Genomic DNA, 17,878 nt, shown 5'->3' with positions numbered 1-17,878 from the left:
ATTGATTTTGTAAATAATTATATATTTATATTACACTTCAACATAAAATTGAATATAATGATAGTTACTTTATATGTACTGATTAATTTTTTAATTTATAGTATATAAAAATCCTAATTTATTTTAATTATATTTAATAATATAAATATTATTATATGTATTAATATACTATAGAATATAAATTAAAATTTTTAATCATTTATTGATTGACTAATAATTGTTATTATATAACGTATTATATTATAATAATTATTAATATTTAATATAAATAAAATAATTTATTTGTAGAGCAAATCATATATTCTTATATATATCATAATTAATTTAATAAAGTAATCATTTAGTAATACTTAAATGCTGAATAACTATACTACACAAGATACTCATGTAGCATTTTTTATTTAATAACTTTAATAATAATCAATCCTAATGTTAAATGTATGATTAGAGTTTAAAATAAAATAGATATTTTATATTTTATAGAATATGTTAGAATTTACATTAATAACAACGCCAACATACATATGATAATGATGCTCTATAAGATAGATTATTAATCTTATGATCATAAATCAACTTATTCATTAAAAATATTTAAGGGTGTCTCTGTTATATAAAGTGGTAAGATGCTCATCACCACACATTAGTAAGGGGAATAAAACTCCATGATAAATATTGCTACAGATATTCAGCCAATAAACATCGAAGAAGAATTAAAAAACTCATATCTTGATTATGCTATGTCCGTTATAGTAGGACGTGCATTACCTGATGTTCGTGATGGATTAAAACCAGTACATCGTCGGGTCTTATTTGCAATGAATATACTTAGTAACGACTGGAATAAATCATATAAAAAATCAGCTCGTATTGTCGGTGACGTTATTGGTAAATACCATCCACACGGTGATAGTGCAGTATATGATACTATAGTGCGCATGGCTCAACCATTTTCTATGCGTTATATGTTGGTAGATGGGCAGGGGAACTTTGGTTCTGTAGATGGAGATTCAGCTGCTGCCATGCGTTATACTGAAATACGCATGTCTAAAATTGCTCATGAATTATTAGCAGATTTAGGAAAAAATACTGTTGATTTTGTAGATAATTACGATGGTACTGAGCAAATACCATCAGTATTACCTACTAAAATTCCACATTTATTAATTAATGGTTCTTCTGGAATTGCTGTAGGGATGGCTACCAATATTCCTCCACACAATCTTAGTGAAATAATAGATGGTTGTCTAGCTTATATTGATAATGAAAACATTTCGGTTGAAGAATTAATAAAATATATTCCGGGACCTGATTTTCCAACAGCAGCTATTATTAAAGGTCGTAATGGAATTGAAGAAGCTTACCGTACTGGACGTGGAAAAGTTTATATTCGCGCCAAAACTACATTAGAAAAAGACCATAAATCTAATCGCGAAAATATCATTGTAAATGAAATTCCTTATCAAGTAAATAAAGCTCGTTTAATAGAAAAAATTGCTGAATTAGTTAAAGAAAAACGAATTGAAGGAATTAGTGCTTTAAGAGATGAATCTGACAAAGAAGGTATGCGTATTGTTATTGAAGTCAAACGTGATTCTATGGCTAAAGTAATATTAAATCAACTATATACACTTACTCAAATGCAGGTAACTTTTGGTATTAATATGGTAGCTCTGCATCAAGGAAAACCTAAATTACTAACTTTAAAAAATTTTTTACAGGCATTTATTAGTCATCGTCGTGCAGTAGTAACTCGACGTACTATATTTGAGATGAATCATGCCAGTAATCGTGCACACATTTTAGAAGGCTTAGCAGTTGCTCTTTCAAATATTGATTGTATTATTGATCTAATACGTCATGCACCAAATACTGCAGAAGCAAAAGTACAACTTATTACAAATAGCTGGAAATTAGGAAAAGTTGCATCTATTATTAAAAGTAATGATAATCAAATATTACGTCCAGAATGCTTAGAATTAAAAATTAACACAAATGATAATCATTATTATTTTACTGAAAAGCAAGCTCAAGCTATTTTAGATTTACGTTTACACAAATTAACTAGTCTTGAATATGAAAGACTAATAAATGAGTATAAAGAACTATTAGAACAAATTTCTGTTTTTATCTCAATTTTAAAAAATCCTGTATGCCTTATGACGGTTATACGTACAGAACTTATTGCGATTCGTAACCAATTTGGAGATATGCGTCGTACTGAAATAACTGAAAATACTGCTGATATAAACATAGAAGATTTAATTTTAAAAGAAGATGTTGTTGTTACTTTATCTTACAAAGGTTATATAAAATATCAACCTTTAACTGATTACGAAGCACAACACCGTGGTGGTAGAGGTAAATCAGCTGTACGTATTAAAGCAGAAGATTTTATTGACCGCTTATTAGTCACTAATACTCATGACACAATTTTATGTTTCTCTAATCATGGTCGTTTATATTGGATAAAGGTTTATCAACTACCAGAAGCAAGCAGTAATGCACGTGGTAAACCAATTATAAATTTATTACCGTTACACGATAATGAACGTATTACTGCTATTTTACCTATTCGTAAATACGAAGAGGGGTATCATGTTGTTATGGCTACTGCGTATGGTACTATAAAAAAGATTGCTTTAAGTAATTTTAGCAAGCCACGTAGTACTGGTATTGTGATTATTCATTTAAATGAAGGAGATAAATTAATTGGTGTTGATTTAACTAATGGTAATAACGAAATCATGTTATTTTCTGCAGCGGGTAAAGTAATTCGTTTCTTAGAAAATCAAGTACGTTCCATGGGTCGCGCTGCAACAGGTGTGCGTGGTATCAAGCTTAATAAAGAAGATCTTGTAGTATCTCTCATTATTCCTAATACAGAAAAAGAAATTTTAACCGTCACAGAAAATGGATACGGTAAACGTACTAAAGTTACAAAATATCCAACTAAATCACGTGCTACTAAAGGTGTAATATCAATTAAAGTTAATAAACGTAATGGTAATGTAATCGGTGCTATTCAAATTAATTCATATGATCAGTTTATGATTATTACTGATGCTGGTACTTTAGTACGTACACATGTTTCAGAAGTAAGCTTAGTAGGCCGGAATACTCAAGGTGTTACAATCATTCGTACTATTAAAAAAGAGCATGTAGTTGGTCTGCAGAGTATTACAGAGCCGACAAAGAATAATGCAGTTTTTTCAGTATAGGATAAATTAATATTAATTAAAAATAAATATAGTAATAATATAAAATGCTTTATTCATGTTATTATGAGTAACATATAATAAATTATACTCAGCATAATCTTATTATATAACTTATTAACTAACAATAGAATAGCAAAATATATTTATATTCATAAATTTTTATTTATATTGCTATATATTATTAATAATTTAGTATTTATATAATTATATTTTATATATGTTTATATTTATCTATGTGATTTATATATATCATTTTATATATATCATTATGTTTAATTATATTGAGTTATATTTATAAATATTAATTTTTATAAAAATGTAATATCTAATAAAATATTATTTAATTTTGCAATATATTTATATTATAATTAATGATGTTACTAGAATATGAAAAAAATTCATAATATACAGTTAGTATGCAAAAAATATATATAGCAGATTAGATGCATTACGCATTTTTTTACAAAACAAATCATTTCGCTAATATTATTTAATAAAGTTATATTAATATAAATATTTTTATATTATATATTAATCATTTATGTAAGATATTATAAAGATAATAATATAATATAATATTTATATAAATAATGCAATTATATTGAACTTATTACTATTAAAGATTAAAAGAGATATAACTGGATCTTTTGATAGATAATCAATAAAAATATTTACAATTAACTATAAAATAGTGATATGATATATACATAGTAATAACAATTATAAATTATAATCGATTAATATTCCAATATATGTATTACAATTCTTAGTATGTAATTACTTATTATTCAATATTTTAATAATTAAGAAAATATTATAATGAATTTTAAATTTTTTGTTACAGTATCACAATTTTATTGTGTAATAACGAATACAATATCAATGTAAAATTATTACAATAATATATTTTCAATATTGTAGCGTTATTAGAATAAGAATTCCTAATAATATTATTAATATATATTACTTATGAAAATATTGCTGAATATAAAAAATAATTTTATTATTTAATATTAATATATAAAAATTTTTTAAAAAAAATACATAATATAAATATGTACTGATTAATATAATATTAATTGAAATTACATTATATTGTTATATAAGAAATAATAAACTATATTATATATACAAAATAACAAATTATTATCATTGATAACATTAATAATATTCAAAGTAAGTATTCAATATTATATGCAACTTTAACCATATTTAGTTAAATACAAATAATTAAATGGATTATTATTGATTTAATGCAAAATTAATTGATTTTGTTAATATACTATATTATGATATCAAGAATTTAGTGTATTATTTTAATATAGATATATACTTATATATATTTTACTCAAAAAATATGATTATTACATTTATTATTTATAATAATATACTAACTTTAGCATTACAAGTATAGTTTATAACTAGAGAATATTATTATTAATAAATTTTATAATATAAAATATTTTATTTAGGAAATATCATAACATCTAATATCGCATTAATATTAATTATTGAAAAAATAATGATCATGATCATTAAATTATATTCAATAATAAGCGCTATATTAAATAGTATTATTTTATGAGAATAAATATTTTATTTTTTTGTTGTTTATAAATTTTAAATCCAATATTATATTAAATAACATTAAGTTTAAGGATATGTTATAATATTCATTATTAATGATGTATATATATTATTCAAATTTTTATTTTATTAATAATATATTAAAAATATCTTAAAATATATTATTATGTATAATGTTCAAAAATATTATTAATATTCTATATTTTTTGGCAATAAGCACAAAAAAATGTTTTTCGCTGATAACTATATTTCTCACTTAATATTTTTTCACCACATATCTTACACTTTTGTCCTGCTCTGCCATATACCTGTAATGCTTGTACAAAATATCCTGGCTTTCCATCTGATTGGAAAAAATTTTTTATAGTTGTACCTCCTTGTGATATTGATAGTAATAATAGTGATTTAATTTTTAGTACTAATTGTTCTGTGTCCTTTTTAGTTAATAAGCCAGCAGGTCGAGCGGGATGGATACCAGCATGAAATAATGATTCACTTGCATAAATATTACCTAAACCTACAACTACTTTATTATCCATAAGCCAATTTTTAACAATAATTTTTTTATAACGTGATTTACAAAATAAATAATGACTATTAAAAGCATCAGTGAGAGGCTCAGGACCAAGATAAGAAAATATACTAGATGATTTTAAATCTGTACACCAACGCCATGATCCAAAACGACGAGGATCATTATAACGTAGAATTATACCATTAGATAACACCATATCAATATGATCATGCTTGTGAACTGGTGTGTCTATTTTTAAAATACGTAAAACACCTGACATGCCAAGATGAATAATAATCCATCCATTGTTTAATTCAATTAAAAGATATTTAGCACGACGCTGCACACTGAGTACTATTTTATTTTTTAATTTAATTAACTCGTTTGAAATTGGCCAACGAAGATTAGCTTGACGTACTATAAGATTCTGAATAGAATAACCAACTAAATAAGGTTCAATTCCACGACAAATGGTTTCTACTTCTGGTAATTCTGGCATTGTATCTTCCTAAAAATTAAAAATTATTTTAGTTTGTAGTCATATTATAAATTCATAAAATATTTTTAATAATCTCATTTCTATAATTTATTAGTTACAATAATATTTTATTAAGATATAATAAAATCTCCATTGTTAATAAACAATTATTGTATATAATAATATATTGTATTATTTAGTATAATTTATTGATATAAAATTACATAAAATATTTATAATAATCTTATAATATTACTTACATTAAATAATGGTATCTATCTGATTAAGTCACTACTTAAGAAATTTATAATTTAAATTATTTTAATAATATACTATATCTATATAACTATTGATATAGTAAAATTATTATTAAATATTATCAATCTCTACAATAATAATGTATTTAAAGTATTGATATTTATCATATTTTTCTTAATTATTAATTATATCATCTACTATAATAGAATATTAATAATCATTAAATAATGATAATCTTTTTAAAAAAATAATCTCATTACTTTATAATTACTTATATACAATATAATGTATTACATTATTTTTAATATCAATACTTTATATAAACTAAAATAATAGTATAAATAAAATATTACTTATCTATATAAGAAGTATACTTATAGTATGTTAATGATATAAATAAACAATAATAATTTTATTATTACTCAATAATTATATTATAAAAGTATTAACTAAAATATATAACTAAAAAATAAATTTTATTCTTAACTTATAGTATAAATTTATTAAGTAATTACTATGTCATAAAAATAAATTATATTATGATAATATCAAAATATTTATTTTTTTATATATTTAACATTGGCTGATATAAAAAAATAATTTAATTGAATTATAATATGATTAAGAATAATTTCTGTATAAGCGTTCAAAATTTATTTCTGTAATACGTAAAAAATCTTATATACATATTAAATATTTTAAGTTATATCACTACTAAAGTATAAAATATTATTATTAAATAATAAATTTTTAAAAAAAATATATTAAGATATTTAAGAATATATGTATAAATAGTTCTTATTTTAATTAAAAATAGATATTTATTATAAAATAATATTATTAAAGATTTTTATACTATAGATATATATAGGATATATTAGAAATAATAAACTTATTATCTATAATAATATTCAGCAAAATTAATATATGTAATAACAAAATTGACTAAAATTAATCAATCACATCTCATCTAGATAGCCTAAAGACATAAAATATTACAAGGAATAATATACAATGCAGCAATATTTACTTTGGATAACAATTATGATGGGAACGTCAGTCTTTGGTATTTCACAAGCAAATAATATAAATATTAAACAATCATTACAAGTATTAGGCATGAATACATTAATTACTCAAAAATCACCTATTACTAAATTACAAACTGTATTTATTGATAACAATATAATATATATTACGAACAATTATAAAGATTTTATGCTAAAACCAATGTACAATATTAATTATACGATACCGATTAATGTAACTAATCAAATATTAGTATCCCAACGTTTACAACAATTAGTACCAGAAATGATTATTTATAAATCATCAAAAGAAAAATATGTTATTACTGTATTTACAGACATCAATTGTAACTACTGTCATAAGCTTCATACTCAAATAAAAGAATATAATGATTTAGGTATTACTGTTCGTTATCTTGCTTTTCCACGTCATGGATTAAATTCTCAAACTGGAAAAGATATGCAATCTATTTGGTGTATGCAGGACAATCGTAAAATATTTGATCAAACCTTTCATAATAAGATAAACACATTAAAAACTTGTTCAATAGACATTAAAAAACATTATGAATTAGGAATACAGTTGAATCTGCAGGGTACTCCAACAATAGTACTAAAAAATGGTACAATTATTCCTGGTTATCATATGCCACAAGAAATGTTAGCCATATTAAATGCACAAACTATAAATTAATATAACTTTATTACTAAACTAAGAGTATTATTTAATTATTAAAATATTTTTATATTATATACTGATAGTAGTATTCATAATATATATAATTGTTTTATAAAGAAAATCATCTTCCATATTTAATATTATTCATAATTATATTATTATTTAAATATCGTAAGTTATTAATTAATAATTATATCTTATAATAACTAATTTAAGATATTTCTTTGATAGTTTATTATATATACAGATTATGAATAAATAATTAGTCTAGTCTATAGTATAATTGATGATTTTAGAGTATTATCAAGTTATCTAATACTCTTATATTATTCTTCATATAATAGTTACTTATATAAGTTATTATTGCAATAATTAGACCTTAAATATTAATAACTAAAATATTTATACACATTAACATTACTATTATTTAATAATAACTTAATTCATTATATATCTTTACTTAATAATATCTCACTATTAATTAAATAAAATTTTTTTTATTTATTATAATATATTAAGTATAAATGCCATATCATTATTATATATCTTAATTATCTTTATTACAATTAAATATTATTATAATGAGTAGTTAATTAAAAGATAAGTTTTATGCCTATTAAAAATAATAAAATTTATAAAATTATTATTTTATTATATATAATATAGAGGTATTAATAAATTGTCTAATTCTATAAGAATAAATAACATATACTATATATTACTTTTTTAGATTTATAATTATTATATTAATAATACTACGTTATTTAATTTTATATTTAAAATATTTATTATAGTAGAAATTATTAATCATTATTTGTAATGATATACGCATTAATTCTATAATATATTTAATATTTTATTGCTTATATGTAATAAATACTATTATGTTAAGCTAATACTTAATGAAAAATTATAATAAACTAATTAATAGAAAATTAATACTATCTTAATAGTATGTAAATAATAATAGATTACTATCTAATAGTAATTAGATTAATCAATTTATTATAAAATATATCATAAGCACTAGTATTTTTAAAAAAATCTTATCAAACAAATATGCTTATTATTTGCATTAAAAGTAATGATATTATCAACATCATTAAAAATATTAATTAATTATTTTAGTATATAAATATATATTATATTCAAAATAGTTATACAAAAAATATTAATTTATTTATTACTTATGGTATAAATATAAAATACATTAACATAAAATATATCATTAATTTATTTCACATAAACTATATTAAATCTAGAATATTATGTTTACATTATTTTAATAAATTAAACATATAATATATTATGTACCTATTAATGAATTTTTTTTAAAAAAATATTTAAAATATTATTTTTGTATATGTTATTTTTTTAAAAAATATTTTGTATTTAATGGTTTAGTAACAGTTAATTAAATAACGTAATATCTATTTGTATTGAATATTTATCTCTATATGTAAAGATACAGAAGTTATTATATTATTTATTTTCTTGCTTGAATATATTTTATATACATAATTAATAAATCTTACTTAATAATATATATAATATATGTTACAGAAATATAAAATATCTTATTTTAAAAGATAAGATACATTAATATTGTAATATAATTATAGTTCATTAAAATATTTTAATAAACAATGTCATAAAATAAGAACTTTACTTTTCTAACAAAGTATATATAGTGATATATTAATTTATATATTTCATATCAAGATTATTTAAATATCATTAATAATGGCTTTTAGTAAATATATATTATTAATATACTATTAAGTGTTGTGTAACTACTAAATACGCAGTAATTAATAAATAATATAGTTAAAATATAATCATATAAGTATTTAGTATTACAATGTTTAAAATTATTTTAGCAATAACTTATACAAATAAAATATCTAAAAAATTATAGTTATATTTTATAAAATTTTTATATATATAATATAAAAGATATTTATAATAAATAGTAATTGATATAATTAGTACTAGAATATTTGTATTACTTAGATATTCTCTATCATATTTTGTTTAACTAGATAGATTATAAATAGAATGTTTAAACTTATATAAATAAGATACTTTATATATTAATAATATAATTTACATAATACATATTACGTGTTAACGGAACGCTATATATGCTTACAAGTCAATATTTGCTTTCTACTCTCAAAGATATTCCTTCTGCTTCTGTAGTAAGCAGCCATAAGTTAATGTTACGTGCTGGTATGATTCGTAAATTAGCATCAGGTCTTTATACTTGGATGCCTATTGGTTTGCGTGTTCTTAAAAAAATCGAAAATATAATTCGTGAAGAAATGAATAATACCGGTGCAATAGAAATTTCTATGCCTATAGTACAGCCAGCTAATTTATGGCAGGAAAGTGGTCGTTTAGAACAATATGGCCCAGAACTACTACGTATTATTGATCGCAGTAAACGTCTATTTGTATTAGGACCAACTCACGAAGAAGTTATTACCAATATAGTGCGTAATGAGATTACCTCCTATAAACAATTACCATTAAATTTATTTCAAATTCAAACAAAATTTCGTGATGAAATTCGTCCACGATTTGGTGTAATGCGTGCACGTGAATTCATTATGAAAGACGCTTATTCTTTTCATATCTCTCAAGAGTCTTTACAGGAAACTTACGAAAAAATGTTTGTTGCATATGAAAAAATATTTAGTCGTCTTGGTTTAAATGTACGTTCAGTAGAAGCAGATACAGGTTCTATTGGTGGTCATATATCTCATGAATTTCAAGTTCTAGCTCATACTGGCGAAGATAGTATTATTTTTTCCAATACATCTAATTATGCAGCCAATATTGAATTAGCAGAAGCTATTACACCTAGTGGTAAACGCGCTCTACCAAGTGAAGAATTATGCATAATTAATACGAGAAATGTAACTACTATAGAAGAACTTATTGAGCAATTTAATGTACCAATTAAAAAAATAGTTAAAACTATATTAGTTCATGCTACTAAAGAAAGCAAACATAAATTTATTGCCTTATTAATTCGTGGTGATCATGAGCTAGCTAAACTAAAAGCTGAAAAATTAAAAATGGTTATTAGTCCTTTAAAATTTGCCACTAAAAATGAAATTCATAAAATAATTAATACAGAGTTACAATATTTAGGGCCAATAAATATTAATATACCTGTTATTGTAGATCGTACGGTTGCCATGATGAGCGATTTTGTTGCTGGTGCTAATATTAATGGTAAACATTACTTCGGTATTAACTGGGAACGTGATTTACCATTAACAATGATAGCTGATCTTCGTAATGTAGTTGAAGGTGATCCAAGCCCAGATGGTAAAGGGACATTATCAATAAAACGTGGAATTGAAGTTGCACATATTTTTCAATTAGGAATAAAATATACTAAGGCACTGAATGCTACTGTACAAGGTAAACATGGCCAACGCAAATTTATAAAAATGGGTTGTTATGGCATTGGATTAACTCGTTTGGTTGCTGCTGCTATTGAACAAAATCATGATACACGTGGTATTATTTGGTCTGATACTATTGCACCATTTCAAGTTGCTATTCTACCAATCAATATGCATAAATATTTTTGCGTGAAAGACTGTGCTATGTCAATATATCAAAATCTTAGTGATAAAGGTATTGACGTAATTATGGATGATCGAAAAAAAAGTATAGGAGCAATGTTTACAGATATAGAGTTAATAGGTATACCTCATATTATTGTAATCAGTTTTGATAATTTAGAGAGAGATGAAGTTGAGTATCAAAATCGTCGTAACGGAGAAAAAAAAATTCTTAAAAAGAATATACTAGAACATTTTTTAATGTCAATAATTAACAATTAAGATATATTGTATATCTGTGAATACATAGAAAGATATATTAATATATAAATAAATTATTTTTATAAAATCTAGATTTTCAAAAATACATAAAATATAATTACTTAATTGTTATTTATTTCTGTTTACATAAATAATAATCAGACTGATTATCAATATAAAAGTATACATAAAAATATTAATTAATAATACATAGTTATTTATAATATTTTTAACTAACATTAGATTATTATGTAATTAGTGATTTATGTGTTTCTGAGAAAATTATTTTATTATATTATTAATATAACTATTAATATGATAATAACATAATTTATTATATTATAGTGAATAAAGTATAATTATCGCAATAATTACATGCAAACAACCTTAATTTTTAAAAAACATATTCATACTATTTAATTAATTAAATATTATAATATTAATATATAAATACTTTTTAAAAGATTAATTTAAACTATTATAGTTACAATAATATTAAGTTGTGTAATGTTGTTTATAAAGCGATTATTTAGTAAATAAATAATTAGTAACTTAATATTTATTATGTATAATAATTGCTTAGCATATTTCATAAAATAATTAGTTAACATATATAAGATATATGATGATATATAACTAATAAATAATCGTAATATAAAAAATTTTTTAAAAGACAGCAAATTAAGCCTATAAGAAGTTTCAAAAAATAATCTATTATCTAGAATATTAATGATCAACGACGTGTATAAATCATGAAATACTATTTATGATAAATAGTAGTTAAATAATTAACCAAAAATATTTATATATTAACATATATAATAATGTAATATACTTACTACTTTTTATGAAAATAATAATTAAATCTAAACAATACCTTAAGGTATTACCTATAATAAATGAATTTTACAGTTATGAGATATTTTATTAAATTGTCAATATTGTACTATAATAATTATTATCTTACAATATTTATTTATAAAAAATAAACTCATATACGTTTTAACTACTTTATAGTATAAGAGATAGTATCAAATGTTTTGGTTTATTTATAATCATAGTATAATAAATATCTCATTTTATATTATCTAATTCATATAATTATTTAATTATATTTTTATCAATATTAGCTAATTCATGATTAATAATTTCACCAATAGCATAATACACTAGTAAACTAACATTATACTATATAGCATGGAGTATCATTATGTATAATAAGCCTACCTGGCAGCCTAGTGCTTCAATTGTTAATTTATTGAAACGCGCAAAAATTATATCCACCATACGTAATTTTTTTTTAGATCGTTGTATTTTAGAAGTTGATACTCCTTCTATAAGTCAGGAAACTATAACCGATACTCATCTCATTCCATTCCAAACTAATTTTATGAACTTAGATAATCAACAAAACATATTACTATATATGATAACTAGTCCAGAACATCATATGAAACGTCTTTTAGCAGCCGGTAGTGGCCCTATTTATCAACTAGGTAAAGCTTTCCGTAATGAAGAATATGGACAATATCACAACCCTGAATTTAGCATATTAGAATGGTACCGACCACACTATGATATGTATAGCTTGATGAATGAAGTGGACGACCTTATGCAAATAGTACTGCAATACGATCATTCTGAAATACTTTCTTATCAAGAGGCTTTTATACGTTATTTGGGTATAGATCCTCTTTGTGCTAATAAGGTGCAATTAAATGAAATAGCAATAACATTAAATCTAAATAATATAACCAAAGATGAAAAAGATATAGATACTTTACTACAATTATTATTTACTTTTGGAGTAGAACCTAATATAGGTCACAATAAACCTACATTTATATATCATTATCCCGCTTCTCAAGCTTCTTCAGCACAAATTAGCTCTGAAGATCAACGTGTTGCAGAACGTTTTGAAGTATACTATAAAAATATTGAACTCGGTAATGGTTTTCATGAGCTTAATAATGCTCATGAGCAACGTATGCGTTTTGAAGAAGATAATCGAAAAAGAGCTGCCCTTGGTTTAACACAATATCCATTGGATGAAAAATTATTAGGTGCATTGGAGCACGGTTTACCCGATTGCTCCGGAGTAGCAATCGGTATAGATCGTCTAATAATGTTAGCTTTAAATGAACAACAATTGAGTACAGTGATAGCATTTAATATAGATAGATCTTAAATTATTTTATATTTTACTTAAAAAAATAAGATTTTTATATATAAAATATAATTTTATGATATTTATATTTTATATATAAAATTATTTATGTAAATTTTTAATATCTTAATAAAATATTGCATGCATTATTATTTATAATAATGTATTACAAATTTTAATAATGAAATATTTTCATATATTTAAATAAGCTAAAGATAATAGCGTAAACATCAAAATATTTTTTATATATTTATTAATGTAATAAAATATCTAAATAAAATTATTTAAATACTAAGAAAAATAATTTATCATATAAATTTACTAAATTATTCTGCATTATCTTTATGATAGCATATTATACAATACAATTAAATAAGAATATTATTTTAAGAGAATATATCCTTATTTACTATTACATAGTATGTATAAATAATATAATAACATAAATAAGTAGAATTTTTATTTTAATGTATTTATAGTAGGAAATAAAATAACATCACGAATAGTATGGCTATCAGTAAACAACATAATCATACGATCAATACCAATTCCTAACCCAGCAGTTGGTGGTAGTCCATATTCTAAAGCAATAATATAATCTTCGTCGTAACACATTGCTTCATCATCACCTGTATCTTTTGCATATGCCTGATTTTGAAATCTTATAGCCTGTTCTTCAGGATCATTTAACTCGGAAAAACCATTACCTATTTCACGACCGCCTATAAATAATTCAAAACGATCAGTAATTAATGGATTATTATCATTACATCTTGCAAGTGGAGAAACTTCTAATGGATATTCGGTTATAAAAGTTGGTTGAATAAGTTTTTTCTCTACAATTGTATCAAATATCTCACATTGAATACGACCTAAACTCCATTTTTTTGAAATCTTTATTTTAAAGTATTCAGCATATTTAAGTATTTTTTTAAAATCATCGAGTGCTTTTATTGTAATATCTGGATAATAATAATTAATAGATTCTTTCATAGTCATTTGTCTGAAAGGTTTACTAAAATCTAATGTTTGATCACCATATTTAAGAATGTTGCTACCAAGAATTTCTTTAGTAAGAGTACGAAACATATCTTCAATGAAAACAATTAAATATTTGTAATCTTCATAAGCTATATACATTTCCATCATAGTAAATTCTGGATTATGGCGAGGAGAAATACCTTCATTACGAAAATTACGATTAATTTCAAATATACGTTCGAAACCACCAATGACAAGACGTTTTAAGTATAACTCTGGCGCGACACGTAAATACATATCAATATCTAGTGCATTATGATGAGTAATAAATGGACGAGCTGTAGCACCTCCAGGAATAACTTGCATCATGGGTGTTTCTACCTCCATGAATTGTTTATTCAACATAAAGCTACGTATTGCAGAAATAGTTTTAGAACGAATACGAAAAATCTCTCGAGATTTTGTATTTGCAATTAGATCAAGATAACGTTGACGATAGCGCGTCCCTTGATCTATAAGGCCATGAAATTTATCTGGTAGAGGTCTAAGAGCTTTAGTTAGTAAACGAATTTCATAACAGTAGATAGATAATTCACCAGTATCAGTGCGAAAGATTTTACCATAAGCTCCGATAATATCTCCTATATCCCATTTTTTAAAATGATTATTATACAGACCGTCTTTTAGAGAATCACGAGTAACATATAACTGTATGCTACCACCCATGTCTTGTAAAGTTATAAAAGAAGCTTTTCCCATAATACGGCGAGTTATCATACGACCTGCAACAGATACCATAATATTTATATTATCAAGTTCTATTTTATTTTTTTTGTCGTATAAACTATGTAACTGATTGGAAATTAGATCACGACGAAAATTATTAGGAAAGACATCTCCTTTTTTACGTAATATTGAAAGTTTTGCACGACGTGATTGTATATCATTATTTGTATTTATAATATGTTCCATATTGTGTACTTGGGATCTAGACATATTATTTCCTTATAATCCAGCTTTTAAACTTGACTCAATAAATATATCTAAATTACCATCTAATATTGATTGTATATTGCGTGTTTCAACACCAGTGCGTAAGTCTTTTATGCGGGAATCATCTAATATATAAGAACGAATTTGATTGCCCCAGCAAATATTTGATTTGCTATTTTCTATTATCTGTTTTTTTATATTTTGTTTATGTATTTCATATTGATATATTTTAGCTTTTAGTTGGCGCATTGCCTGATCTTTATTTTTATGTTGAGAGCGATTACTTTGACACTGAGTAACAATATTAGTTGGAATATGAGTAATGCGTACTGCAGATTCTGTACGATTAACATGTTGTCCTCCAGCGCCTGATGCGCGATAAACATCAACGCGTAAATCAGTTGGGTGTATTTCAATATTACAATTATTACCTGCTATTGCAGGATATACAAAAGCAGCACTAAATGATGTATGACGGCGACCAGAAGAATCAAAAGGACTTTTACGTACTAAACGATGTACGCCAGTTTCAGTACGAAACCAACCATATGCATATTTACCAGATATTTTTACGGTAACAGATCTTAATCCGGTAATTTCACCATTTAATAACTCAATAATTTCAGTATTAAAACCTTTATTACCTGCCCAACGCAAAAACATACGCAGCAACATACTTGCCCAATCTTGTGCCTCAATTCCACCAGATCCTGCTTGAATATCGATATAACAATCAGCGCTATCATGTTTACCAGATAACATACGATGCAATTCTAATTGAAGGATTTTATTTTCTAATTGTGTTAACTCATCACTAATGTCATTAAAATTTGTTATATCATTATCTTCAATTATTAACTCTAATAATTCAGAAATATCATTTAATTCATTAGTCATTTGATTACTTGTATTAATAATCTCCTCTAGAAAATAACGTTCTTGATCAAGAGTTTGTGCGTATTCTGATTTATTCCAAATATCTGGCTGTTTTAATTCAGAATTAACTTCTGCTAGTCGTTCTTTTTTGTTATCATAGTCAAAAATATCCTGTAAGGATTTCTATCCGTTTAGATAAATTGGTAATTCGATTATTTATTATATTAATTTCAGACATATTTTTATATTATATTTATAAGATATTAAAAAAAGAAATTAAATTATTTTAATAATAAAAAATTATTATAAATAATATATTATTATATATAATATCATTAATTTAATACTACTGATATCTAATTTTAAATTATATCATAATTATTTTATTTAATATATTTATTGTATATATTAACAAGTATTATAATGTATTACTTAATTTTTATTAAGTTTTGATTAAATAAATTAAGTTGTACTAATGTTATTAACAATATTTGTAATGCTATGTTATTTTTTTAGCAAAAAGGTTTTTCTAAAAACGTCAATAAAATTAAAATAATTAAATATTTTAACGATATTATGTTCATATTTACACATATTCATTTAGTAAAATGTATTATTATTAATAATTGATATTTCATACTTAAGCAGTATAAATAATGTATTTCTAAGTCAATTATCATAAATCTTTAATATTAATACTGTAATGTATTTAGTAAAAAATGTTTAGTAATTAGATCTTTTATGTATTTTTTTAAATTTTACAAATATTAATAATGTCCTGTATCTTGAAATAAATATAATAATATATTTTTTTGATAAATGTATATGATAATAAGAGATAATATCTTTAATACTTTTAAAGATTGATTGCATTATTGAATGATATTTTTTTTATAAAATTTTCTTAAAGATTAATATATTATAGTATATATCAATATATTATGTCTTATATAGGATAACTTTTATCAGTGCTTATTATAATAAATAATTAATATGTTAAATAGATAATTTATTTTATAAAAATCTAATTTTAATGGATTTACTATTTTTATTTTAATAGCAATATTTATTGTTAATATCTACTAATGAATAGACAAGTTATTTAGATATTAATTGATGCAATAAATATTAAATAATAGTCAATATATAAAAATGAATATTTAATGCGATAAATAATATTTTATTATTTTGATAAAAATATATCATATTATCTTTTAAAGATTAAAATAATAGTATAATAGTTGCAGTAACATG

The 17,878-nt window shown here is 22.7% G+C and carries 6 protein-coding genes and 1 pseudogene; 4 read left to right on the top strand and 3 right to left on the bottom strand.

What is annotated here, in order from left to right; genetic code table 11:
- Positions 1–665 precede the first annotated feature (665 nt).
- A pseudogene (gene gyrA / locus GII40_RS00345) lies at positions 666–3,209 on the top strand (DNA topoisomerase (ATP-hydrolyzing) subunit A); the annotation flags it as partial.
- Positions 3,210–5,005: 1,796 nt separating this feature from the next.
- On the opposite strand, the gene mutM reads toward gyrA, so the two are convergent.
- Positions 5,006–5,821, bottom strand: a complete 816-nt coding sequence (gene mutM, locus GII40_RS00340) for a bifunctional DNA-formamidopyrimidine glycosylase/DNA-(apurinic or apyrimidinic site) lyase (RefSeq protein ID WP_226813429.1) — start codon at positions 5,819–5,821, stop codon at positions 5,006–5,008.
- 1,251 nt (positions 5,822–7,072) lie between these two features.
- On the opposite strand from mutM, the gene dsbC reads away from it, so the two are divergent.
- The 3 genes from dsbC to epmA all read left to right on the top strand — a co-directional run bounded on the left by dsbC (position 7,073) and on the right by epmA (position 13,795).
- Positions 7,073–7,780: a bifunctional protein-disulfide isomerase/oxidoreductase DsbC gene (gene dsbC, locus GII40_RS00335; RefSeq protein WP_226813428.1), complete on the top strand. Its 708-nt coding sequence runs from the start codon at positions 7,073–7,075 to the stop codon at positions 7,778–7,780.
- 2,129 nt (positions 7,781–9,909) lie between these two features.
- Positions 9,910–11,628 (top strand): proline--tRNA ligase, encoded by a 1,719-nt coding sequence (gene proS, locus GII40_RS00330; protein ID WP_226813427.1) that lies wholly within the window; start codon positions 9,910–9,912, stop codon positions 11,626–11,628.
- A gap of 1,189 nt (positions 11,629–12,817) precedes the next feature.
- Positions 12,818–13,795, top strand: a complete 978-nt coding sequence (gene epmA / locus GII40_RS00325) for an elongation factor P--(R)-beta-lysine ligase (RefSeq protein WP_226813426.1) — start codon at positions 12,818–12,820, stop codon at positions 13,793–13,795.
- Positions 13,796–14,233: 438 nt separating this feature from the next.
- On the opposite strand, the gene lysS is transcribed toward epmA, so the two are convergent.
- Positions 14,234–15,751, bottom strand: coding sequence for a lysine--tRNA ligase (gene lysS / locus GII40_RS00320; RefSeq protein WP_226813425.1), 1,518 nt, complete (start codon positions 15,749–15,751; stop codon positions 14,234–14,236).
- Between the two features lie 9 nt (positions 15,752–15,760).
- Positions 15,761–16,862, bottom strand: a protein-coding gene (gene prfB / locus GII40_RS00315) for a peptide chain release factor 2 (RefSeq protein WP_226813424.1) whose coding sequence is annotated in 2 segments (ribosomal slippage) — positions 15,761–16,789 and positions 16,791–16,862 — 1,101 coding nt in all. Because the reading frame shifts where the segments join, the coding sequence is not laid out codon by codon here.
- Between the last annotated feature and the right edge of the window lie 1,016 nt (positions 16,863–17,878).

The sequence above is a fragment of the Candidatus Profftia lariciata genome (assembly GCF_020541265.1).
GTDB classification, from domain to species: domain Bacteria; phylum Pseudomonadota; class Gammaproteobacteria; order Enterobacterales; family Enterobacteriaceae; genus Profftia; species Profftia lariciata.
This window is presented reverse-complemented; position numbering and strand designations above follow the sequence as displayed.

Bases quoted from the DNA above. Each gene is read 5' to 3' on its own strand.
- mutM (WP_226813429.1), bottom strand. From the start codon at position 5,821: ATGCCAGAATTACCAGAAGTAGAAACCATTTGTCGTGGAATTGAACCT.
- dsbC (WP_226813428.1), top strand. From the start codon at position 7,073: ATGCAGCAATATTTACTTTGGATAACAATTATGATGGGAACGTCAGTC.
- proS (WP_226813427.1), top strand. From the start codon at position 9,910: ATGCTTACAAGTCAATATTTGCTTTCTACTCTCAAAGATATTCCTTCT.
- epmA (WP_226813426.1), top strand. From the start codon at position 12,818: ATGTATAATAAGCCTACCTGGCAGCCTAGTGCTTCAATTGTTAATTTA.
- lysS (WP_226813425.1), bottom strand. From the start codon at position 15,751: ATGTCTAGATCCCAAGTACACAATATGGAACATATTATAAATACAAAT.